This is a genomic window from Nocardia sputorum (assembly GCF_027924405.1).
In the GTDB taxonomy this organism is placed as follows: Bacteria; Actinomycetota; Actinomycetes; order Mycobacteriales; family Mycobacteriaceae; genus Nocardia; species Nocardia sputorum.
In genome coordinates, this window is record NZ_AP026978.1 from 3,909,214 (window position 1) to 3,929,421 (window position 20,208).

Below are 20,208 nucleotides of genomic sequence, written 5' to 3' on the forward strand. Positions count from 1 at the left end.
CCGCCCACGGCCGTTCCGACCGGCCGCGCGATTCAGTGCGGCAGGCGCAATCCGTCGGCCAGCACCGGCCACGAATTCTTCAGCGCTTCCTGCCAGTAGCCCCACGAATGGGTGCCGGTGGGCTGGAAGTCATAGGTGGCGGGAATGTCGAGCGCGTTCAAGCGGTCCCGCATGTTGTGGGTGCACCAGTTCACCGCCGCCTCGATGACGCCACCGAGCACCAGCTGGTTGAGGTAGCCGCGCGGCCCCGGCTGGGTGTAATCGCCGTTGTAGACGTCGTACATGCCCGGGACGCCGGTTCCGGTGGAGAGGAACAGGCGGATGCCGCGGAGTTGGTCGGCGTGCAGATAGGGGTCGTTCGCGGCCCACATCGGGTCCTCGGGTGGGCCGTACATGTTGTCGGTGTCGCCGCCGCCCCAGCTCTCGACGGCGAGCTTCACGAACTCCCGGCCGATCGGGTCGCTGACTTGCGCGCAACCGCTGTATGCCGCGACCGCCTGATACAGGCCAGGTTTGGCGATAGGCAGTTGCAAGACCGAGGTGCCCGAGGTCGACAGGCCCGCTATGGCGTTCACTCCAGTGGTGCCGAACTCCGCATCGATCAACGGCGGCAGCTCCTCGGTGAGGAACGTCTTCCACTTGTAGACACCGAGTTTCGGATCAGGTGCGCGCCAGTCGGTGTAATAACTCCAGCGCCCGCCCACCGGCTGCACCACATTCACGTCCTTGCCGGCGAGGAAGCCCAGCACGTCGGTGTTCTTCTGCCAGGTCGCGCTGTCCTGCCCGCCGCCACCACCGTTCAGCAGGTACAGCGTCGGCCGTGGCACCGAACGGTCGGCCGGGCGCAATACCTTCACCATGATGTCCTGGCCCATCGCCGCGGAATGCACCCGTAGCTGCACGGTCCGGTCGCCCTCCGCCCACGACCCGGTGATCGACGCAGCATCTGCCCTCGCGGGCGATGATGCCGTCACCACACCGGTGGTCACGGCGAACACCGCCGCCAGGACGACGAGCGCGCGCCCCATCGAGCGGCATAACAGTCCGGATCCGATGCGTACTCTTGCCGAATCGCCAACAGGCGCAAACGCACGTCCCGGACCGGCGTCGGAACTTCGTTTCATCGCTTGCACTCCTCCAACATCACGTTCGCCTACCCGGCACCGACTCACCTGCTCGACGCAAGTCCGCCAACGCTAAAACAGAAGAAGGCAGCGTACTTTCCCGGTCCGATGGGTCTGGACACCTCACGAATCGGCCCGGATGCCACTGAGGGCGCGACACAAGCAGAGGCAAGCCCACGCATCCGTTCCTGGATGGATCGCCCTACATCGAGGCAACCCAGAGTCCTGCTCGATCCGCGCCCCGCGCCAAGCTACCCGCCGGACCCCGCCGAGCGCATCGGCGTCTCGCGCCAGATCCTGTCCACCCCTTCGGCATGCCTGCGAGGGTGCGGTCCGGCCGTCGCGGTCCCCGGAAGCCCGACGCTCGCGCTACGAGCCGACCGGCGCCCGGGTCGGCTGCACCCGCGTCGGCCTGTGTCGAACCATGCCCACCCAAGCCCGGCGGCCTGGTGAAGTCGGCCGCACGCATTCATCGCCGCACCGGAGGCAGCGCCATCGCGAGTTCACCCCGCCGGGCAGCGCGCCACCACCGCTGCCCGGAGTCGATGCCACGCCGGATCTTGCGGACAGTGGGCGCCTGTGTGAGCAGGTGTAGCTGGTACCGCCACGGCACTTGTGGCCCGTGCCGAGCCGCCATCGCATAGGCGAACTGCACGGCGCTTCGGTCGAGATACCGGTCGGCGTGTTCGAACCAGATCATGCTGGTACGGGCGGCGGCCTGGATCGGGCGCAGCGCGGCCCGCCGCTGCGCATCGTAGTTCTCCAGCGCGTCGGCCACCTCCGCATGCTCGTACAGGTTCTGTGCGAGCACGACGGCGTCGACGATCGCCAACCGGGTGCCCGAACCGATGGTGAAGTGCGTCGTGTGCGCCGCATCGCCGAGCAGTACCACGTTGTCGTGATACCAGGTCTTGTTGGTGACTTCGGGAAAGCGGCTCCACCTCGCGGGCTCGCCTCGTGTCTTGCTGATCAAGGAATGACCGTCGAGAAAGCGCGTGAATATGTTCTCCAGAACACGCAAGTTCTCGAGGCTGTCCATGGAATCGAACCCCAGTCCCTGCCAAGTCCGCGATTGGCACTCAACGATGCAGGTGCTCATTTTCTCGGCAACCGACGGGTAGGCGTGGAACCAGATCCAACCGGCCGAGGTGTGTTCGAAGGCGAAGGTGAATCGGGTGAAGACCTTGTCCGTGCCGAGCCAGATATATCGATTCGCGCCGAGTGTGACGGACGTGCCGAAGCGGTGGTTACCCAGCTGCCGTACCCGGCTGTTCGCGCCGTCGGAGGCGACGATGAGATCGGTGTCGTCGAAGCCGGACAGATCGTGGACCTCTCGCCCGTGCTGGACATCGACGCCCAAGTCGCTCGACCGCCGGGATAGTACGTCGAGCAATGCCGCGCGCCCCATACTGAACCCGTAGCCCCCGAAATACGCGGTTTGGTCGTCGCGCACATGGATTGCCTGTTCACGCCATAGGACCGACCCAGCACGCACCGCCTGGGCGCTGTCGGGGTCATTCCGATACAAAATGTCGAGCAGGTCGTCCCAGTACACGACGCCCCAGCCATAGGTGGACCCGAGGGGATCACGGTCGATCACCGTGATCTCATGGGCCGGGTCGCGCCGCTTCATCGAAATAGCGAAATACAACCCGGCCGGCCCGCCACCGATACATACGATCTTCATCTCGTCACCAGCTCCAGCCCGGTGGGTCGAACCGGGATCGGTACTCGACGCGACCGAGCCCGGCACGCTGTGCGTGTCCGGGCTCGGTCACCAGCGCTAGAAGCTGCCCCAGCCACCCCAGCCGGGTGGGTTCCACCAATTCCACCAGCCGGGGTTCCCTCCCCAGCCGTTACCCCAACCGCCGCCGCGACCCCAGCCGTCGCCGCGACCCCAACCCCAACCGCCCCCACGACCCCAACCATCCCCACGACCCCAGCCGTCGCCGCCCCAACCGGGGTTGTCGACGAGTTGGGTTGCGGACGTGGGCGTCGTTGCGTGCGCACCAGGCGCTTGCGCCGCGGCTGCGACGACCGGAATCGCGGCAACAGCGGCTATACCGGTGGCGGCCGCCAACCGGGCGAACTTCGTGTGTGAATTCTTTCTCTCGAACATGATAGGGCTCCAGATACAGTCCCGACCTGCCCGAATTCTACGCGTTTTCGTCGAACTCCAGAAGTCGCCGCGTCGACTAATTTATCGTGCTTGCCACATTTCCTACCGCCGCCCGCTCCGAGGATGCCCGCGCACTCCGTGGCAGAGGCAGCAGGTGGCGAAGGTAGCCCACGCCGACGGCGGCGGGGTTAATCCTCTAATCCGCAAACTCGGCCCGGACAATCGGTGATACGAAAAACGTCGTCCGGATTTTCGATCGCAGGCCGAGGAATTCATCAGCCGCATTGTGCACCCGGAACGGACAGCCCGCCCGGCGTGGCGCACCGACAGCCACGGGGACTACATCTTCGCCGCAGGACCCCAACACCGGGATCCCCGTACCGGCGCCTCGACAACGAGCGCCGATTCTGTTGCCGCAGTGGCCGACTGGACCCGCTCAGCCCACCCGCGCCGGGGCTGCCGACTACCACCCCGCATACCCCTCCCTCCCGGCAGGACCATCGGACCTTCCGGCCGGGGTCATCGGACCCTAGGCGAGCCGCCGGCACCGGGACGACGCTGGTGTCATGTCCCCTACCTACCAGCGACTTACCCGCAGCGTCCGTGCGCATCGCGCGTTCGTGGCTGACCGCCGCCGCCCGGACCGTCACCGAGCTGCCGACACGCCTGCGCTCGGCGCTGCCCGGCGCCGACCGGATCGCGGACGCGGACGCCATCACCGAAAGACTCGACGACCTGGAACACCGGGTGCTGTTGCTCGGTGACACCATCGCGGTGCTCACCCGCGGGCTCGAACAGTTGCCGAGCAGTGAGATCGATGACCGACGCCGCGCCGATGCGGCCCAGCAGGCGCACCGCATTCTGATCGCCGAACACCTCACGACCGGGTCCGCGCCCCAGTAGCCCTGGCGTCGACGGCTCGCCCGGCGCGTTCGCGGCCACGCACCCAACCGATCGAGCGCGTCGACTTCGCGACAACCACGCCCTGCTTCTCCGGCAGTGGGCGCGAATCCGAATTTCCTTGCCGCCATTGATTGTACCGTCATGTAACGGTACATTGTAGGCGTGACGATTCGGGTAGCCGCGCCGCGGTCGGTTCATCCGGAAACCTCTCCGGCGCGGCGTTATCCGGGAGTCGCGCAGAGCGGCGGGCAGCACGAGGGAACGTTCCCGCGCCGCCGAGATGTTTCGTCCGGAATCTCACGACGCGTGGTCGGCGCGCTCCGCGCGCACGGCCGTTCACCAGGGACTGAGCATGCAGAACCACGAGGCCATCCAGATCAGATATGTCGTCCGACGACTCGTGCAGTGCCATCCGCAGGTTTCCCCCGATGCCGTGGCATTGGTGGTGCGACGAGCCCACGAGCGCTTCGGGCACGCGTCTGTGCGCGAGTTCGTGCCGTTACTCGTGGAACGCCGCGCGGGTAGAGAACTCTCCGAGACCGGGTGGGAGGAACCGGTGGTGCAGAACCACGCGGAGCGGGCTCAGGCGGAGAAGTTCGTCGACCTGCTCATCGCCGAGGCGGACGAACTGGACTCCTTCATCGCGGCCATGACGCGCACCGGGGCGTCGAGCCAGCTGGAACAGGCCACCGAGTTGCGCAGGCTCCGAAACGAACTGAACGAAGTGCTCCGCTGCATCACTCAGCTACGCCGCCGATTTCCCGGAGTCGCCCCCGGCGGCTCGCTGCCGGCAAAGGAAGCCACCGCCCGCGGTGGCAACGATCCGGTGCCCGCACCCGGCTGAAGGCCTATCCCGCCGCCCGGACAGATCCGGGCCCGGCCACCCGCCTCAACCGGAAGCGACCCCGAGGCGGCTGTCGTCCGGACGGACACGAAACATGTTCTCCCACTGCTGGTCCAGCCGCTGTTTGGCTTCGGTCAGCGGCACCGCGCCCAGCGTGCCGTGCTCGTGTTCGATGAGCAGATCGTATGCGCGGAGCCTGCGAAGCCCGTCGCGGATCCGGAAGTCGAAGGTCGTCCCCCACCACCGACTGAACCAGTCCTCGACCCGCTGATCGAGTTCGGCGGCGGTGAGCGGCCGGTCGGCCGTGCGCAGGAAGTGGTAGGCGAGAACGGCTTCCTTCACCTCCGATTCCTCGGCTGCGCCGAGCAGATGGTGGAACACTCCCGCGTCGTTGTCGAGATTGCGGAAGTAGAGATGTTCCGACAGCGTCTTCATCAACTTGATCTTGCGGTTCTTGAACTTGGAGAACTGCCGCACCAGGTAACCGCCGAAGGCCGCCAATCCGGCGCCCAGGGTGATCAGCGTGGCCTGATCCAGCCGTACGGATTCCTCGCGCAGCCCGGCCCAGAACGCCAGCAACAGGACAAGCGGCCCCAGCGAAGCCACCAGCTTGGTGACGACCACGACTATTCCGGAGGCCACTGCCGGCACCCCGATCAGCAGCTTGTCCACCGATCGCATCCGCACCCGAACGCTCGGATACAACATCTCGAGATCGTTGCTCGGAACGTTCCCGAACAGCTTCAGCAGCACACCGCCGTTGGGTCGATCCGCCACCGCATCCGGGCGCTCAGCGAACGCCACGTACACGAGAACCTTGCTATAGCTGGTGAATTCGACGCTGCGGCGTCGCAGACCGAACAGCCATCGGACCTGTTCGGTACGCTGCGCCACTCCGCGCCGGAAGAACATCGCCGTCTCGATGTCGTCCTCGTCGATCTCCAATCGCACCTTCACCAAGGAGTGCTCGGCGAACGCCCGCTCGATCTCGGTGGCATCGATGCGCGTGAAATCCGCCGCCTCGGCAAGCGCGACCAGTTCCCGCTCCACCCGCGCCCGCGCCGCGGCCCGGTCCTCGGGCGTAGCGGCACGGATCACCCGCTCATCCTCCGCGGGATCGACCACGTGATAGGCGTCGAGCACCGCCTCACCCCGCATATGGAACTCATGGTGCACCATGGCCGCCAGCAGACGCGCGAACTCGGCGAACGACGCGCGTTCCGCATCGGGAAGCTCGTCGGCACATAGCGAGATCACCGCGCTCTTGCGGAACGGCAGGAAGTGTTCGGCATCCATCGGCAACTCCTCTCGACGGACCGGCCCGTCGGCCCCAACCCTATGGGGCGGATGGGCACGCTCGACGCACCCGCATGCCGCTGCGCGAAGACCCCGGGCTGGGCAGAGGCTACCGCCCGCCGGCGAACGATTGCGTCGGAGTGATGGTTCGGATGCGCAGAACGATGTCGAACCAGTCACCCAGGCCGGCACCGGTGATGTGGTGATCGGTGTCGTGGGTCGGGTCGTAGGTTCCGATGACGAGGCGGAGTTTCCCGGGTCGACGCAGCCACCGCTGAACCGCGCCCGCGGGAGCGGTCCGTAGATCGAGCAGGTAGTTCCCGAGGCCGGGTTGGTCGAGCACGCTGTCGACGAAGTCCGCCGACGGCGCGGGCACGGCGAGCCCGGCACGGACGCTGCCGTGATGGAAGGTGATCGCGACGGACAGGTAGCCGGATCCGAAGTGTTGTCGCAGCAGGAATCCCGTGCTCGGAAAGCTCTGTGCCATGGCGGCCACGGTGAGCTGCCGCGCGACGGCGGTGTTGGACACCCCTTCCCAGAACACGACCCGCTGTCCGGTGCGGTCGTGCCAGTCCGCGATGCGGCGAGCGGCATCGGCGGACTCGGCGGCGAAGTCACGGCGGCCCGAGGCGGTGCTGTTCGCGTGGTATCGCACGATCAGGCGGGCCGCGTCCAGGACCCCGGGTGCGTCGGCGGCGCCAGGCAACGACTCGACCAGGGTCAGTGCTTCTGCGGCATGGTCGGAGAACGGGCGCCCGGGGTGGGTGCCGTTCGCGCGCTGGATGTGCTCACCCACCTGATGGGCCGTGACGATCGGATCGTAAGCGGAGCGCAGATCTTCGATCCGATGCGGTGCGACCGTTCCGACGAACCGTGCCACGTGCTCGTAGTGCGATGGCTTGGCGGCCTCGGGAACCAAGCCGAACAGGCGCAGCGGATCGTGCGGATGCGCGACGTTGAACCGACGCGCCCACTCCAGGACAGCGAGCGTCTCGGCGGTCCGCCACGGCACCCACGCCTCGCCCAGGATCGCCCGTGGGTCACCGGCACCCGTCCGCGCGTAGTCGTCCATGGCCGCGACGACGGATTCGTCATCCAGCAGGGCGAGCGCCCGGAATCCCAGTGTCTCTACCGACAATCGCAGTAGGCGATGCGCAGTCGCGGACAGTTCGTGCCCGGCGCGGGTGGTTGTTCCGATTCCGACGACGACAGCGTCACCGGCCCGGTCCGCCAACGCCGCCAGATCCGCGAGCGGCCCGTCGGCACCGACCGGCGCGAGCGGGTGCGCGAAGTCACGGATCCAGCGCGCCGCGTCCGCGGCGTCGTGCGACTCGTGCGACATGATTGCCCTTCGGTGAGCGACCGCCACTCGCCGAACCGGCGTGGGCGTCGGAGACGGTAAACTACCTTTGTAAACAAAGATAGTTTGCTTTGATCGCAAAAGTAATTGAGGGAGCGGCGCGTGTCAACCACAGCCGGACAGGGGAACCGGCTGCGCTCGGACCATGCAGGTTCCTGCAGCGCGGTGTGCAACCTCTGCTCTTCCTCGAACAGTGCGGCGACGGCCATTCTGTGCCGTATGGATCGCCTGGATGTCATCGAAACGTGCACGCGGATGGCGTGGTACGCCGATCTCCGCGAGTGGGACAAGCTCGCGGAGGTGTTCGCCGAGACGGTGACGCTGGACTACACCAGCCTCAACGGAGGCGAGCCGGTCGTACTCACTCCCGCGCGGATCGCGACCGCGTGGCAGCAAGCGCTCGGTGGTTTCGCGGCGACCCAGCACCTGCTCGGCAACCACCTGGTGAGCATCGAGGGCGACAGCGCGGTCTGCACCGCCTCCTTCCAAGCGACCCATCGCAAGTCGGCCCCCTATGGCGCGTCCCTGTGGACGCTGGGCGGTTCCTACCGTTTCGACCTCGTGCGATCCACCGATGGCTGGCGGATCACCGCGGTGGTGATGACGGCGCTATGGGGCGACGGCAACCGAGCGCTGCCGTGAGGGTTCGCGCAGCGGCCGGTGTGCCGGTGGGAGCCGATTCGAAACGCTACGAGGAGAGATCGAGGTTATGAAGGTCGAATTCGACAGTGCCGGAGTGCGACTCGTCGGCAACCTGTACTTGCCACCGGGCCAGGACCCGGCGCCGGGCGTCGCGGTGGCCGGGACCTGGACCAGCGTCAAGGAGTTGATGGCCGACCGGTACGCCGAGCGGTTGGCGGCACACGGTTACGCGGCGCTGTCGTTCGATTTCACCGGCTTCGGCGAATCGGCGGGCGAACCGCGGGACGTCGAATCGCCGGAGCGGAAGATCCGGGACATCCACAACGCGATGACCTTCCTGGCCGCACACCCGGCCGTCGACGCCACGCGGCTGGGCGCGCTGGGCATCTGCGCGGCGGCGATGTACATGTCCGCTGACGCGGCGGAAGACGCGCGGGTGAAGTCGCTCGCACTGGTGGCGCCTTGGCTGCACGACGCGGCCATCTGCGCACAGGTCTACGGCGGAGCCGAGGCGGTGGCGGCCAGAATCGCGCTCGGCGAGCTGGCGCGGTCACGATTCGAGGAGACGGGTGTGGTCGACTACGTGCCGGTGGTCAGCGCCACCGACGAGCGCGCGGCCATGCCCTACGACATCGACTTCTACCTCAACCCCGCCCGTGGCGGAATACCCGTCTGGCCCAACCGGTTCGCCGTCATGTCCTGGGTCGACTGGCTCACCTACGACGCCATCGCACTGGCGCCGAAGATCTCCCAGCCCACGGTGCTCGTGCACAGCGAGCAGGCCGCGATCCCCGACGGTGCGCGCCGCTTCCACGCCGGGCTGGCCGGACCCAAGGACATCGTCTGGACTCCGGGCACCCAATTCGACTTCTACGACCAGGAACCACAGGTCACCATCGCGGTCGAAGCCGTCGCCGCCCACTTCGCCCGGACGCTGTGATCCAGCGGGACACTCGCTTGGGCGCGGCAAGATGATGGACATTCGCCGATTCGAGTCGGTGTTCGTGGCGGTCGCGGAAGGCAAGCTGGTCGGATATCCGACAGGCTGAGGTCAGAGCCAGTTGCGTTCCTTGGCCAGCAGGGCGGCCTGGAATCGGGTTCGTGCGCCGAGCCGGTCCATCAGGTCGGCGACATGGGCGCGGAACTTGCGCACCGAGACATTGAGCGCACGCGCCGCCGATTCGTCGGTGTCGTAGCGGGTCAGCGCCCGCAGGACCCGCCGCTCGTCGGGTGAGACCGGGAGTTGGTCCAGGTCGCGGGCGCGGTCCCAGATGCCGTCGAAGACCTCCGCGAGTATCCGGACCACACCGGTACGCCGGATCTGGAGCACACCCGTCTCCGGTGCGGAGAGATCGGCCGGCACGAAGGCGACCGACCGGTTGACCAGGGTCAGCGGCCAGACCGGTTCCGCCGTCACCCGGTGCAGCTCGCCGAGCGCATGCTGTCGGCTCGCGTGGGCCGCCTGCCGGGGATCGTCCAACGCGTGCGCGGGAAATACGGTGCGACTGCGCAGCCCGGCGATCAGTAGGCGGCCGTGCCGGACGGAGGCGAGCCGCGATTCGTCGTGCAGCACGTCGGTCCGCAGCGCCGAGAATTCGCCGGGACGATCCGTCAGCAGTGCGTTGATGCGCCGCGCGGTCTCCGGCCCGTTCGACAGCAGCTCGATCAAGCCCGCGGGCCGGCCGGTGCGCTGTTCCTCGCTCAGTTCACGCACCGCGTCCCAGGCGGCGGCGATGCCCTCGAACTGTTTCTGCGCCTGTGTGATCCGCCGCCGCACCAGAAGATCCACCGCGGCCGCCGGTGGCACCGCGGACAGGTTCTCGTCCACCAGGCCCAGCAGACGCAGTTCGGTGAGCACGGGCCCGACTGCGCCCGCCCCGCCCGCGCGCGAGGAGACGCTGGGCCGGGTGCGCAGCAGCTCCCGGTAGACGCGCTCCTGTTCGGCGGTCAGCCCTAGTCCGGTCAGGCTCATGCTCGGCGCGCGCCGGTGGAGACGAGTTCCGCGCGCCGGGGCGAACGTCCGCGTTCGAGCCACGCTTCGGCGATCAGCAGCGAGAGGGTCCATCCCAGCCAGGTGCCGATGCCGGCGATGGTCTGCGTCAGCAGTGTCTCGTCGCCGTGGAAGGACGTCTCCAGTCGCGGGCTCAGCACAAGCAGCAGGACTCCACCGAGCAGCCGGTTGAGCACGATCGACAAGGTCAGCGCGAAACTGCGGATCATCCAGCGGCGATGCTCGGCGAAGCGGCGCCGTCGCGCCATGCGCCAGCCGATGAGCGTGGTGATCAGCCACAAGGCCGCCAGCATGACGTTGCTGACGCGCGCGACGGGACCGAACGGACTGGTCGCCCCGACCACCAATCCGGCGAGCCCGGCGGGCAGCACGCCGGCGAAGACATACCAGCGGCCCAGCCGCCGATGGGCCGCCGGATGCCTGCGGCGGAACCACGGCCACACTTGGAAACCGCAGACCAGGATGGCGACCGAGCCGCAGATCACGTGCACGACCAGCATCGGATAATGCGGGGCGAACCCCGGGTCCGGTACCCGCGACCGGCCCGGATCCAACGTGAGATACGGCGGCAGAGAGAAGGCGACGAACGCGAACGTGAGCACCAGCAGTGGCCCCACCCAGGGGCGCTGCCACCACCGTGGTCGATTCGGCTCGGACACGACGGAATTCGAAGGTCTGGCAGGAACTGCCATGGTGAACCACCCCGGACATCGGAGACGACGTAGTACTGCGTATCATATACGCATTGCGTAGGCGATACGCAATTAGATCGCTAGGAGCGAACATGGCTGACGAACTGCCGCCGGTGGCGCAGCTGCTGTGGGCCGGCGGCCGGCGGTCCGGCCGCGGCCCCCGGCCGGCACTGAGCCTGGACCGGATCGTCGGCGCCGCCATGGCCGTCGCGGACGCGGACGGCATCGGCGCGCTGTCGATGCAGCGGGTGGCCAAGGAGCTGGGCGCGGCCACCATGTCGCTGTACAGACACGTGCCGGGCAAGGACGAACTCGTCGCCCTGATGCTCGACGCGACCATGTCCGAACCGCCCGACCTGCCGCGCGGCGACTGGCGCGCGGCGCTGGAACTCTGGGCGCGCCGTACCCGTGAGCTGTACCTCCGTCACCCGTGGGTGCTGGCGGTCGGCACGAGCAATCGCTGCATGGGCCCGAACGAGGCCGCGTGGGGCGAGGCCGCGATGGCGGCGCTCATCGAGGCCGGGCTTCCCCCGCACGACATCTTCGAGATCACCCTGTCCATCAACGCTTTCGTCGGCGGCGCCGCCCGTCTGGCGATCGATCCGACCCGAGGACGCGACGCGGCCGGGCACATCGGCCCGATCCTCGACCCGGCGATGATCCACCGGTACGGGCAGCCCGAGCGCTACCCGGCCATGCTGGCCATGCTCGCCGCAGGTCCCCCCGACCACCGGGACACCGGCGATGTCGCGGAAGGCGTCTTCGAGTTCGGGCTGAGCAAACTACTCGACGGCATCGCCGCACATCTCACGGGGTGATTTCCCGCCGGCCGAAGGGCAGCGGCTGCACAGTGTGCTGCAGGAAGCTGCAATGGCCGGGCCAAACCGGCCGAGTACTGCAAAGATCGGCGAAATGATCCTCGTGACAGGAGCGACCGGCAATGTCGGCGCGGAAGTTGTGCAGGCCCTGGCCACAACGGGAGAACCGGTGCGCGCGCTGGTGCGCGATCCCGCGCACGCCGTCGTGCCACGAGGCGTGACAGCCGTGCCGGGCGATCTCACCTCACCCGATAGCCTGAGTTTCGACGGGGTGCGCGCGGTGTTCCTGCTGCCGGGTTATCCGGGGGTCGCCCAGGCGGCCGCGAAGGCGGGCGTCGAGCACATCGTGCAGCTCTCCGGCGTTTCCGCGGGTACCGGGGACACCTCCAACGCCATCACCCGCTACATGATGGCCTCCGAGCAGGAGACCACCGAATCCGGTGTGGCCTGGACGATTCTGCGCCCGTGCGCCTTCGCCTCCAACGCTCTGCGCTGGCTTCCCCAGCTTCGCGACGGAGACGTGATTCGCGCACCGTTCCCCGAGGTGCGCACGGCCGCTCTCGATCCGCAGGACCTCGGCGCGGTGGCCGCCGCCGTCCTGCGTGACAACGGCCGGCACGGCGAAATCCTCTGGCCTACCGGGCCGGAGCCGCTCACGCCCGCCGAGCAGGTGGCGATCCTGGCCGAGGCCACCGGCCGCGACCTGACCTGCCAGGGCCTCACCGACGAGGAGGCCCGCGCCGACATGCTCCGGACCACTCCCGTCGAGTACGTGGACGCCTTCTTCGACTTCTACGTGCACGGGGCGATCGACGAATCCATCGTCCGCCCGACGGTGGAAGAGATCATCGGCCGCGCGCCGCGCACCTTCGGGCAGTGGGCCACCGCGCACGCGGACGCCTTCCGCTGACGCCCAGCGCCGCGGACAGCCGGTGACGACGTCGCCACCGCTGTCCGCGCCGGTCGGCGTAACTATCTGGAAACCCGGCATTTCGCTGCCCGCAACCCCGCATTACGATGCTCGTCCACCCTGTTGACGATTCTTACCGGCAGCGTCGCCTACCAGAAAGAACGTGCGCAATGCGCAGTATGCAGGACCGTCTGGACGAGGTTCTCGAAGAATTGCAGCAGCTCGATCGCGCCGCCGACCTCGTCGTGATCGACCGGATCCGATGGCGGGTGGAACGACTCGAGGACGAGTTGCAGATCCAGGTCGCCGATCACACCCGCCGCTTCGAGTTGTTCGCGGTCATCCGGCAGGCGCGAGCGCTGATCGATGACGCGCAATTGCGCGCCGAACGCAGCCGGTGAGCAGCCGCGATCGGCGCGGGAGTCCCGCGATCAGTCGACCGGCAAGAGCAATCCGGTCTCCGGGTCGTACCAGCGGCATGCCGCGGGCGGCAGGTACAGACTCGCGGCCTCGCCCTCGGCGGCGCGGAATCCGGGTGGCGCTTGCACTTTCACCGTCTGCCCGCTGACGCGGGTGGTGAGCAGGGTGGACGAGCCGAGCGGCTCGAGCACTTCGAGTTCGCACCGCACGGTCGCGTCCGCGGGTCCCCGCTCCACCACGATGGCCTCGGGGCGGATGCCGAGCCGGATCGTGCGGCCCGCGAAGGATGACAGTGCCTCCGGCACGGCGAGCGATTGCCCGCCCAGGTCGATGCGCGGCCCGCTCGCTCCAGCGGAAACCGGGCCGGTGAGGAAGTTCATCGGTGGACTGCCGAGGAACCCGCCGACGAATTCCGTCGCCGGGTCGTCGTAGACCTCGGTGGGCGGGCCGCACTGGACGATCGCCCCGTCACGCAGCACGGCTACCCGGTCGCCCAGCGACAGCGCCTCGACCTGGTCGTGGGTGACGTAGATGGTCGTGGTGCCGAGTTCCGCGACGAGTTTTTTCAGCTCGGCCCGGAACGACAGCCGCAGCAGCGCGTCCAGGTTGGACAGCGGCTCGTCCATGAGCAGCACGTCGGCGTCCATCACGATCGCCCGCGCCACCGCCACCCGCTGACGCTGCCCGCCCGACAACCGCGCCGGATAGCGGTCCAGGTACGGCGTCAGCTGCAACAACTCCGCCGCCCAGGCGACTTTGCGACGGATCTCGTCGGACGGCACGCCGTGCACGCGCAGGCCGAAGCCGATGTTGTCGGCGACCTTCTTGTTGGGGAACACCGCGTAGGACTGGAACACCATCGACAGGTTGCGCCGTCGCGGCTCCAGATAGGTGACGTCCTTGCCGCCGATCACGATCTGTCCCGAGTCGGGTAGTTCCAATCCGGCGATCATGCGCAGCAGGGTCGTCTTGCCGCAGCCCGACGGCCCGAGCAGCACCATGAACTCGCCGTCGGCGATCTCCAGCGACACCTCGTCGGTGGCACGCGCCGTGCCGCCGGGATAGGTCTTCACCAGATCCCGGACCACCACCTCAGCCATCAGCCAACCCCTGTCATCGCAGCGTCGTCCCCCACATGTTCACCAGGTAGCGCCGCATCACGAAGATGAACGCCAGCGCCGGGATGATCAACGCGAAACCGCCGGCGAAGCGGTAGGCGGTCGACGCCTCGTCCAGCGCCGTCAGCACCTGCGCGGGCAGAGTGCGGTGCCCGAGGGTCACGATCGTCGCGCCGAGGATCTCGTTCCAGGACAGGACGAAGGTGAAGATCGACGACGCGGCCAGCCCCGGCAGCGCGAGCGGCACCACGACCCGGCGCGCGGCCTGCCATCGACCGCACCCGAAGACCCGCGCCGCCTCCTCCAGATCGGGCGGCACCGCGACGAAGATGCTCGCGGTGATGAGCACGGTGGTCGGCAACGCGAGTGTGGTGTGCACCAGCGTCACGGCGAAAACCGTGTCGTACACGTCGATGCGCAGGAACATCGTGGCCAGCGGCACCGAGAGCACCACGATCGGCAAGGCCCGGACGAACAGGATGAAGACCTGATAGGTGTCCTTGCCGCGAAAAGCGTGCCGGGCCAGCGCATATCCCGCGGGCGCGCCGATCACCAGGGACCAGAACACCGTGTAGAGGCCGACCAGCACCGAGTTGCCCAGTGCCGCGACGGTCCCCGTGGCGCGGAAGAAAGCGACCAAGGTCTCGGTGGAGAACTCCTTCGGCACGAGCGGCTTCGGGAACTCGTTGAGCGCTTCCCTCGAGGACACCGCGGCGAGTCCGATGAGAACGATCGGCAGCGCCATGAACAGGCTCACGGCAATGCAGGCGAGCTGCACCCACACGGCGCGCCTGCGGCGCCGGCGCAGTGGTGCGCGATCGATCGGCGGCAGCACGCGCTGCGCGGGCGCGTCGGTTCGGTTCATCGCGCTCCTCGCCTCCTGCGATGGCTCATCGGGCCTGCTCCGGCTGCCGGACCGCCCGCAGGTAGAACACGGCGGTGGCGAGCGAGATCGCCAGCACGATCAGCGAGACGGCGCTGGCGACCGCCGGGTTCTGCAGATTCGCGTACCACTCGTAGGTCTCGCCGACCAGCAGCGGGAAGTCCCGTCCGGTCAATGCCTGCGCTACGGCGAAAGCCTGCAACGCGAGGATCGTCCGCAGGATCAGCGCCACCTGCAGGCTGGGCCCCAGCAGCGGCAGCGTCACGTGCCGCAGCCGCTGCCAGAGATTCGCGCCGAACACCTGCGCGGCCTCGTCGTAGTCGCGCGGGATCATCTGCACGCCCGCCACCACGATCACGAACACCAGCGAGGTCGCGCGCCAGATCTCGGCGACCACCACGGCGAGCAGCATCGTGCCCGGGTTTTGATAGCCGAGCCACTGCACGCCGTCGTCGGAGAGCCCGAGGCCGACCAGCAGGGAGTTCAGATAGCCGCGGTTGTCGAAGATGGCCAGCCAGACCAGCCCCGCGGCCAGTTCGGAGATCGCCAGCGGCAGGCACCACAGGTAGAAGTGGCCGCCGGCGAACCGCGGCCGGGCCTGCATGAGCAGCGCCATGCCGACGGCGAGGACGAGCTGGACCGGTACGACGATCACGATCAGCAGCAGCGTGTTGCGCAGGGCGGTGAAGAGGTACGGATCGTCGAACAGCCGGTCCCAGTGGGCGAGGGTGAATCCGTCGTCGCCGCGGAACGCCGCGAGCACGCCCTGTACGAGCGGCCAGCCGAACAGCGCCGTCAGCAGGACGATCGAAGGCAGCAGCAGGATCCACGGGGAGCGCGGTCTCGACCTCACGGCTATCCCACCCGGCAGAGGTCGGCGGCCGGGTCGGGAGCCCAGCACGGCACTTTCAGGTCGTCGAGGATGCCTTGCAGCACCCGCGCCTGCTGGTCCAGCGTGGCGCGAATATCGGCCCGGTCGAGCACGATCGAGCGGAAGCTGTCTTTGAAGACCTTGCTCACCTCCCCTTCTCGCTGGCCGAGCCCCACCGGCGGCAGAGAGAGGATGGCGCCGGGCGCCTCCTGCTGCCTGCGCACCGCGTCGGCCTCGAGCCGGATGGCCGGCGGCAGGTCGTCCGGGATCGCCGTGTCGATCGCGGGGAAGAACCCGTTGGAACGCAGCAGCCGCAGCTGGGTTTCCGGGCGGGTGAGCGTGCTGATCGTGCGCTGCGCCAGTTCGGGATCCGGACCGCCCTTCGGAAGCGCGAGCCCGGCGAGCACAGCCATGTAGCCGAGGCCGTGCGAGCCGCGCGGCGCCGGAAGCATCCGCCAGTTCCGCGGGTCGCGCTCGGGCGCGTGGACCAGGCGCACGACGTGGTCCCACGCCAGACGCACTTCGCCGCTGTCGAGCGGCTCCTGCATGAAGTCGAAGTTCGTGCTCGACGGCACGCAGTTCGCCCACAGCTCACGCAGATACTGCCACGCCGTCACGGCCTCGTTCGAGCGGAAGGTGGTGATCTGGCCGCCGGTGAACGAGGGCAGCAGGAAGCCCTGCACGAACCGGTGCAGCAGACCCTTGGGACCAGCGGGCAGGCCCAGCACGGGGCGATTGCCATTGGCGCGGCGCGCGGCGATCGCCCAGTCGAGGAGCTGGTCATAGGACAGCGACGCGGCGTCGACGCCGGGCGGCAGATGCTCGAGCGCCTCCGCGTGTGCCGCGAGGACGTAACTCGCGGTGGCCCACGGGATATACCACGTGCGGTCGGTGCCCACCCTGGCCAGGTCCAGATAGGCGGCGGGCCAGCCACGGGAACCGAGGTCGGCGAGCAGGCCGGTGAGGTCCTGCAAGTAGCCGTCGGCGAGCGGCGCGAGGTCGCCGTGCAGGCCGCCGAGCAGGCCGATCCGGGTCGCGCCCGCGTCGACCTGGCTGCGCACCTGGCTCGCGAACGGGCTCTCCTCGATGGTCACGTAGCCGACGCCGGGTGCGGCGGCGGCGAGCAGGCCACGGAACCGCTCGGCCTCGTCGGCGGGACGGAACTGCGTGGACAGGAAGACCATGCCGCCGTTGCCGCTGGTGGCGAATCCGGTGCAGGCCGCGGCGGAAAGGGCCGCCGCGCCGGAGCCCACCGCACGCAAGAAGGACCTGCGCGTCGAACCGGATACCAGCATGCATGGCTCCTGTTCGCGCACAATGTGTTTCACATTCTGGTAAGGCTGGTCAACCTAGGTGCGCCGAGGAAGATTGTCAATACTCGTCATCCCGGTGCTGGGAACGACGCGGCCCGATCGCCGGAGCGGGGGCTGTTCGCGAAACCGGCGGCGAGGCCGGTCCCGGGAGGTGCGAGTTGCCGGCTTGTCGCCCCTGGCCCGGAGCGCTGCCGGCGTCAGCCGTGCACCGCTGATGGCATGGGCCGCCAGCGATTGCGGAGGCGGGTAGCTGCCGTTAGGTTCATCCCATGAGTTCCGCCTTTCCTCATTTGCTGTCGCCGATCGAACTGGGGAGGGTGCGACTGCGCAACCGAGTCGTGATGGGCTCCATGCACACCGGCCTCGAAGACCGGGCCTGGCACATCGACCGGCTGGCCGCGTTCTTCGCCGAACGCGCACGCGGCGGGGTGGGGCTGATCGTCACCGGCGGATACTCCCCCAGCCGCGACGGATGGCTGTGGCCGTTCGCGTGCGCCATGCTGGACGAGACCGACGCGGAGCGGCATCGCGTGATCACCCAGGCCGTCCACGAGGCGGGCGGCAAGATCGCCCTGCAGATCCTGCACGGGGGACGCGATTCGAACATCCCCACCAATCTGGCTCCCTCGGCGGTGGCGTCGCCGCTCACCGCGTTCGAGCCGCGTGCGTTCACCGAGCAGGAGATCGAGACCACGATCGCCGATCACGTGCGCTGCGCGCGGCTGGCGCGGCTGGCCGGTTACGACGGTGTCGAGATCATGGGCGGCGAAGGGTTCCTGATCAACCAGTTCCTCGCGCCGCGCACCAACACCCGCACCGATCGCTGGGGCGGATCGGCGGCGAACCGGCGGCGGTTCCCGGTCGAGGTCGCCGCCCGCACCAGGGCCGCCGTCGGGGACGACCTGCTCATCATGTTCCGGATGTCGCTGGCCGAATTCGTCGAGGACGGGCAGACCTACGCGGAGATCATCGATCTGGCCAAGGAATTGGAAGGCGCCGGGGTGGACGTCATCAACACCGATATCGGCTGGCACGAGTCGCGGGTGCCGACGATCGTCACCTCGGTGCCGCGGGCCGCGTTCGTCGGATACACCGCGGCGCTCAAAGAGCACATCTCGATTCCGGTGTGCGCGTCGAACCGGATCAACATGCCCGAGGTCGCCGAACAGATCCTGGAGCGCGGTGAAGCCGACCTCATCTCGCTGGCGCGGCCCTTGCTGGCCGATCCGGAGTGGGTGAACAAGGCCGCCGGATCCCGCGTGGACGAGATCAACACCTGCATCGCCTGCAACCAAGCCTGCCTGGACCACACCTTCACCCGGCAGACGGTGTCCTGCCTGGTGAACCCCCGCGCGTGCCACGAGACGCTGCTGCGACTGCTGCCCACCAGACGGGCCAAGCGGGTGGCGGTCGTCGGCGCCGGTCCGGCCGGGCTGTCGGCCGCGATCGGGCTGGCCGAGCGCGGGCACCGGGTGGAGCTCTTCGAAGCCGAGGATCGGATCGGCGGTCAGTTCGACCTCGCCCGCCGCATTCCCGGCAAGGAGGAGTTCGACGAGACGATCCGGTACTACCGGCGCAAGCTGGAACTCACCGGCGTCACCGTCCATTTGAACGCCCGCGTCACCGCCGCACAGCTCGCGGCGGGCGACTGGGACGACGTGGTGCTGGCCACCGGCGTGCGGCCCCGCGTGCCCGACATCCCGGGAATCGATCACCCGATGGTGCTGTCGTATCCGGAGCTGATCCGGCGGGAGAAGCCCGTCGGGGACCGGGTGGCCGTCATCGGCGCGGGCGGAATCGGATTCGACGTCGGCGAATTCCTCACCGCGGGTCATCAGGGGACGCTGCCGCTCGATCAATGGCGCGACGAGTGGGGTGTCACCGACGACATCCACGCTCCCGGCCAGTTGCGGACCCGCAGGCCCGCCCCCGGAATCCGGGAAGTCACCCTGTTGCAACGCAAGTCGGGGCCCTTCGGACTGACTCTGGGGAAGACGACCGGCTGGATCCATCGCGCCGCCCTGGAGGCACGCGGTGTCGAGCAGATCGGCGGAGTCAACTATGAGCGGATCGACGATCGCGGCCTGCACATCAGCTTCGGCCCGCAACGGCAGGGCCGCCGGGTGATCGAAGTCGACAACGTCGTGGTGTGCGCGGGCCAGGAATCGGTTCGCGACCTAGGCGACCAGCTCGAATCCCTGGGCGTGCGCGTGCATGTCATCGGCGGAGCGGACGAGGCGAAGGAACTCGACGCCAAACGCGCCATCCAGCAGGGCACCCAGCTGGCCGCGGAACTCTGATCCCGGACAACGGTGGGCCCGGGGACTCGATCCCCGGGCCCATCGGCAGTCACCCGTTCCCGCCGCCCATTCGCACGAAGGTCGCGGTGGCGGTCGCGTAGACCTTGCCGTGGGCATCGACGAGGCGGCTCTCGGCGGTGGCCGTGGTCCGGCCGACGTGCACCGCCTCCGCTACCGCCTGCAACGCACCCTGGTTGTGCGACACTCCGCGCACCAGATTGGAGGTCATGCTCACGGTCGTGAGCATGGACTTGTCGTCCACCGACAGCTGCACCGCGCCCCACATCGCGACGTCGAGCACCGTGCCGACAACACCGCCGCCGACCACGCCGAGGAAGTTCACATGCCGCTCGTCGGGGGTGAGGCTCAGCGTCATCCGCCCCGGCTCGGCGTCGACCACCTCGATATTGAGCAGTTTGGCCAGCGGCGGCAGCGGCAGGGCGCCGGTGCGGATGCGCTCGACGAGTTCGTCACGCGAGAGCTGGATCATGCCGAGCACGGCGATGCCGGGATCTTCCCACTCCAGGTGCAGCGAGCGCACGCCATCGGTCATCGCGATCGCCGACACGTCGTTGTGTGTCATG

19 protein-coding genes are annotated in these 20,208 nt (G+C 68.3%); 8 read left to right on the forward strand and 11 right to left on the reverse strand.

Going from position 1 to position 20,208, the window contains the following annotated elements:
* Window positions 1–32: 32 nt before the first annotated feature.
* The gene (locus tag QMG86_RS17700) at window positions 33–1,028 is read right to left on the reverse strand and encodes an alpha/beta hydrolase (protein ID WP_281881002.1); all 996 of its coding nucleotides are present in this window, start codon (window positions 1,026–1,028) and stop codon (window positions 33–35) included.
* A 565-nt stretch (window positions 1,029–1,593) separates the two neighbouring features.
* Window positions 1,594–2,811 carry an FAD-dependent monooxygenase gene (locus tag QMG86_RS17710; RefSeq protein ID WP_281873385.1) on the reverse strand — a complete coding sequence of 406 codons (1,218 nt, stop codon included), beginning with the start codon at window positions 2,809–2,811 and terminating at the stop codon, window positions 1,594–1,596.
* A 1,035-nt stretch (window positions 2,812–3,846) separates the two neighbouring features.
* Between QMG86_RS17710 and QMG86_RS17715 the strand changes: the two genes are divergently transcribed.
* Together QMG86_RS17715 and QMG86_RS17720 are read left to right on the forward strand one after the other, a co-directional pair.
* The gene (locus QMG86_RS17715; RefSeq protein WP_281873386.1) at window positions 3,847–4,146 is read left to right on the forward strand and encodes a hypothetical protein; all 300 of its coding nucleotides are present in this window, start codon (window positions 3,847–3,849) and stop codon (window positions 4,144–4,146) included.
* 352 nt (window positions 4,147–4,498) lie between these two features.
* Window positions 4,499–4,990: a three-helix bundle dimerization domain-containing protein gene (locus QMG86_RS17720; RefSeq protein ID WP_281873387.1), complete on the forward strand. Its 492-nt coding sequence runs from the start codon at window positions 4,499–4,501 to the stop codon at window positions 4,988–4,990.
* Window positions 4,991–5,035: 45 nt separating this feature from the next.
* On the opposite strand, the gene QMG86_RS17725 is transcribed toward QMG86_RS17720, so the two are convergent.
* Window positions 5,036–6,286: a TMEM143 family protein gene (locus QMG86_RS17725; RefSeq protein WP_281873388.1), complete on the reverse strand. Its 1,251-nt coding sequence runs from the start codon at window positions 6,284–6,286 to the stop codon at window positions 5,036–5,038.
* A 109-nt stretch (window positions 6,287–6,395) separates the two neighbouring features.
* Window positions 6,396–7,628 (reverse strand): erythromycin esterase family protein, encoded by a 1,233-nt coding sequence (locus tag QMG86_RS17730; protein WP_281873390.1) that lies wholly within the window; start codon window positions 7,626–7,628, stop codon window positions 6,396–6,398.
* 237 nt (window positions 7,629–7,865) lie between these two features.
* Here QMG86_RS17730 and QMG86_RS17735 point away from each other — a divergent pair, with 237 nt between their 5' ends.
* Both QMG86_RS17735 and QMG86_RS17740 read left to right on the forward strand, forming a co-directional pair.
* The gene (locus QMG86_RS17735) at window positions 7,866–8,288 is read left to right on the forward strand and encodes a nuclear transport factor 2 family protein (protein WP_281873392.1); all 423 of its coding nucleotides are present in this window, start codon (window positions 7,866–7,868) and stop codon (window positions 8,286–8,288) included.
* Between the two features lie 67 nt (window positions 8,289–8,355).
* The gene (locus tag QMG86_RS17740) at window positions 8,356–9,228 is read left to right on the forward strand and encodes an alpha/beta hydrolase (RefSeq protein WP_281873394.1); all 873 of its coding nucleotides are present in this window, start codon (window positions 8,356–8,358) and stop codon (window positions 9,226–9,228) included.
* Between the two features lie 111 nt (window positions 9,229–9,339).
* On the opposite strand, the gene QMG86_RS17745 is transcribed toward QMG86_RS17740, so the two are convergent.
* Entirely contained in the window at window positions 9,340–10,260 is a 921-nt protein-coding gene (locus tag QMG86_RS17745; protein WP_281873396.1) for a helix-turn-helix domain-containing protein, read from the reverse strand.
* Window positions 10,257–10,958, reverse strand: coding sequence for a DUF2306 domain-containing protein (locus QMG86_RS17750; RefSeq protein WP_281873397.1), 702 nt, complete (start codon window positions 10,956–10,958; stop codon window positions 10,257–10,259). Before QMG86_RS17750 ends, QMG86_RS17745 begins: the two co-directional genes overlap by 4 nt.
* A gap of 125 nt (window positions 10,959–11,083) precedes the next feature.
* Between QMG86_RS17750 and QMG86_RS17755 the strand changes: the two genes are divergently transcribed.
* The 3 genes from QMG86_RS17755 (at window position 11,084) to QMG86_RS17765 (ending at window position 13,120) form a co-directional block, all read left to right on the forward strand.
* Window positions 11,084–11,809, forward strand: coding sequence for a TetR/AcrR family transcriptional regulator (locus tag QMG86_RS17755; RefSeq protein ID WP_281873399.1), 726 nt, complete (start codon window positions 11,084–11,086; stop codon window positions 11,807–11,809).
* 94 nt (window positions 11,810–11,903) lie between these two features.
* Entirely contained in the window at window positions 11,904–12,719 is an 816-nt protein-coding gene (locus QMG86_RS17760) for an NAD(P)H-binding protein (RefSeq protein ID WP_281873401.1), read from the forward strand.
* Between the two features lie 170 nt (window positions 12,720–12,889).
* Entirely contained in the window at window positions 12,890–13,120 is a 231-nt protein-coding gene (locus QMG86_RS17765; protein ID WP_281873403.1) for a hypothetical protein, read from the forward strand.
* Between the two features lie 30 nt (window positions 13,121–13,150).
* Here the strand turns inward: QMG86_RS17765 and QMG86_RS17770 are convergent, their stop codons facing one another.
* The 4 genes from QMG86_RS17770 to QMG86_RS17785 are packed head-to-tail and all read right to left on the reverse strand — an operon-like array spanning window position 13,151 to window position 17,306.
* Window positions 13,151–14,239 (reverse strand): ABC transporter ATP-binding protein, encoded by a 1,089-nt coding sequence (locus tag QMG86_RS17770; RefSeq protein ID WP_281873405.1) that lies wholly within the window; start codon window positions 14,237–14,239, stop codon window positions 13,151–13,153.
* Between the two features lie 13 nt (window positions 14,240–14,252).
* Complete coding sequence (locus tag QMG86_RS17775) at window positions 14,253–15,122, reverse strand: carbohydrate ABC transporter permease (RefSeq protein ID WP_281873406.1); 870 nt, start codon at window positions 15,120–15,122, stop codon at window positions 14,253–14,255.
* Between the two features lie 25 nt (window positions 15,123–15,147).
* Window positions 15,148–15,993, reverse strand: coding sequence for a carbohydrate ABC transporter permease (locus QMG86_RS17780; RefSeq protein ID WP_281873408.1), 846 nt, complete (start codon window positions 15,991–15,993; stop codon window positions 15,148–15,150).
* A gap of 2 nt (window positions 15,994–15,995) precedes the next feature.
* Window positions 15,996–17,306 carry an ABC transporter substrate-binding protein gene (locus QMG86_RS17785; RefSeq protein ID WP_281873409.1) on the reverse strand — a complete coding sequence of 437 codons (1,311 nt, stop codon included), beginning with the start codon at window positions 17,304–17,306 and terminating at the stop codon, window positions 15,996–15,998.
* A 287-nt stretch (window positions 17,307–17,593) separates the two neighbouring features.
* Between QMG86_RS17785 and QMG86_RS17790 the strand changes: the two genes are divergently transcribed.
* Window positions 17,594–19,624: an NADPH-dependent 2,4-dienoyl-CoA reductase gene (locus QMG86_RS17790; RefSeq protein WP_281873411.1), complete on the forward strand. Its 2,031-nt coding sequence runs from the start codon at window positions 17,594–17,596 to the stop codon at window positions 19,622–19,624.
* 49 nt (window positions 19,625–19,673) lie between these two features.
* Here QMG86_RS17790 and QMG86_RS17795 read toward each other — a convergent pair whose 3' ends face one another.
* Window positions 19,674–20,207 (reverse strand): PaaI family thioesterase, encoded by a 534-nt coding sequence (locus tag QMG86_RS17795; RefSeq protein WP_281873413.1) that lies wholly within the window; start codon window positions 20,205–20,207, stop codon window positions 19,674–19,676.
* Window position 20,208 lies beyond the last annotated feature (1 nt).

What these genes read in the sequence shown, in the direction of transcription:
- QMG86_RS17735 (WP_281873392.1), top strand. Translation starts at nt 7,866, where the DNA reads ATGGATCGCCTGGATGTCATCGAAACGTGCACGCGGATGGCGTGGTAC.
- QMG86_RS17745 (WP_281873396.1), bottom strand. Translation starts at nt 10,260, where the DNA reads ATGAGCCTGACCGGACTAGGGCTGACCGCCGAACAGGAGCGCGTCTAC.
- QMG86_RS17755 (WP_281873399.1), top strand. Translation starts at nt 11,084, where the DNA reads ATGGCTGACGAACTGCCGCCGGTGGCGCAGCTGCTGTGGGCCGGCGGC.
- QMG86_RS17720 (WP_281873387.1), top strand. Translation starts at nt 4,499, where the DNA reads ATGCAGAACCACGAGGCCATCCAGATCAGATATGTCGTCCGACGACTC.
- QMG86_RS17795 (WP_281873413.1), bottom strand. Translation starts at nt 20,207, where the DNA reads ATGACACACAACGACGTGTCGGCGATCGCGATGACCGATGGCGTGCGC.
- QMG86_RS17710 (WP_281873385.1), bottom strand. Translation starts at nt 2,811, where the DNA reads ATGAAGATCGTATGTATCGGTGGCGGGCCGGCCGGGTTGTATTTCGCT.
- QMG86_RS17700 (WP_281881002.1), bottom strand. Translation starts at nt 1,028, where the DNA reads ATGGGGCGCGCGCTCGTCGTCCTGGCGGCGGTGTTCGCCGTGACCACC.
- QMG86_RS17760 (WP_281873401.1), top strand. Translation starts at nt 11,904, where the DNA reads ATGATCCTCGTGACAGGAGCGACCGGCAATGTCGGCGCGGAAGTTGTG.
- QMG86_RS17765 (WP_281873403.1), top strand. Translation starts at nt 12,890, where the DNA reads ATGCGCAGTATGCAGGACCGTCTGGACGAGGTTCTCGAAGAATTGCAG.
- QMG86_RS17740 (WP_281873394.1), top strand. Translation starts at nt 8,356, where the DNA reads ATGAAGGTCGAATTCGACAGTGCCGGAGTGCGACTCGTCGGCAACCTG.
- QMG86_RS17785 (WP_281873409.1), bottom strand. Translation starts at nt 17,306, where the DNA reads ATGCTGGTATCCGGTTCGACGCGCAGGTCCTTCTTGCGTGCGGTGGGC.
- QMG86_RS17790 (WP_281873411.1), top strand. Translation starts at nt 17,594, where the DNA reads ATGAGTTCCGCCTTTCCTCATTTGCTGTCGCCGATCGAACTGGGGAGG.
- QMG86_RS17775 (WP_281873406.1), bottom strand. Translation starts at nt 15,122, where the DNA reads ATGAACCGAACCGACGCGCCCGCGCAGCGCGTGCTGCCGCCGATCGAT.
- QMG86_RS17730 (WP_281873390.1), bottom strand. Translation starts at nt 7,628, where the DNA reads ATGTCGCACGAGTCGCACGACGCCGCGGACGCGGCGCGCTGGATCCGT.
- QMG86_RS17770 (WP_281873405.1), bottom strand. Translation starts at nt 14,239, where the DNA reads ATGGCTGAGGTGGTGGTCCGGGATCTGGTGAAGACCTATCCCGGCGGC.
- QMG86_RS17725 (WP_281873388.1), bottom strand. Translation starts at nt 6,286, where the DNA reads ATGGATGCCGAACACTTCCTGCCGTTCCGCAAGAGCGCGGTGATCTCG.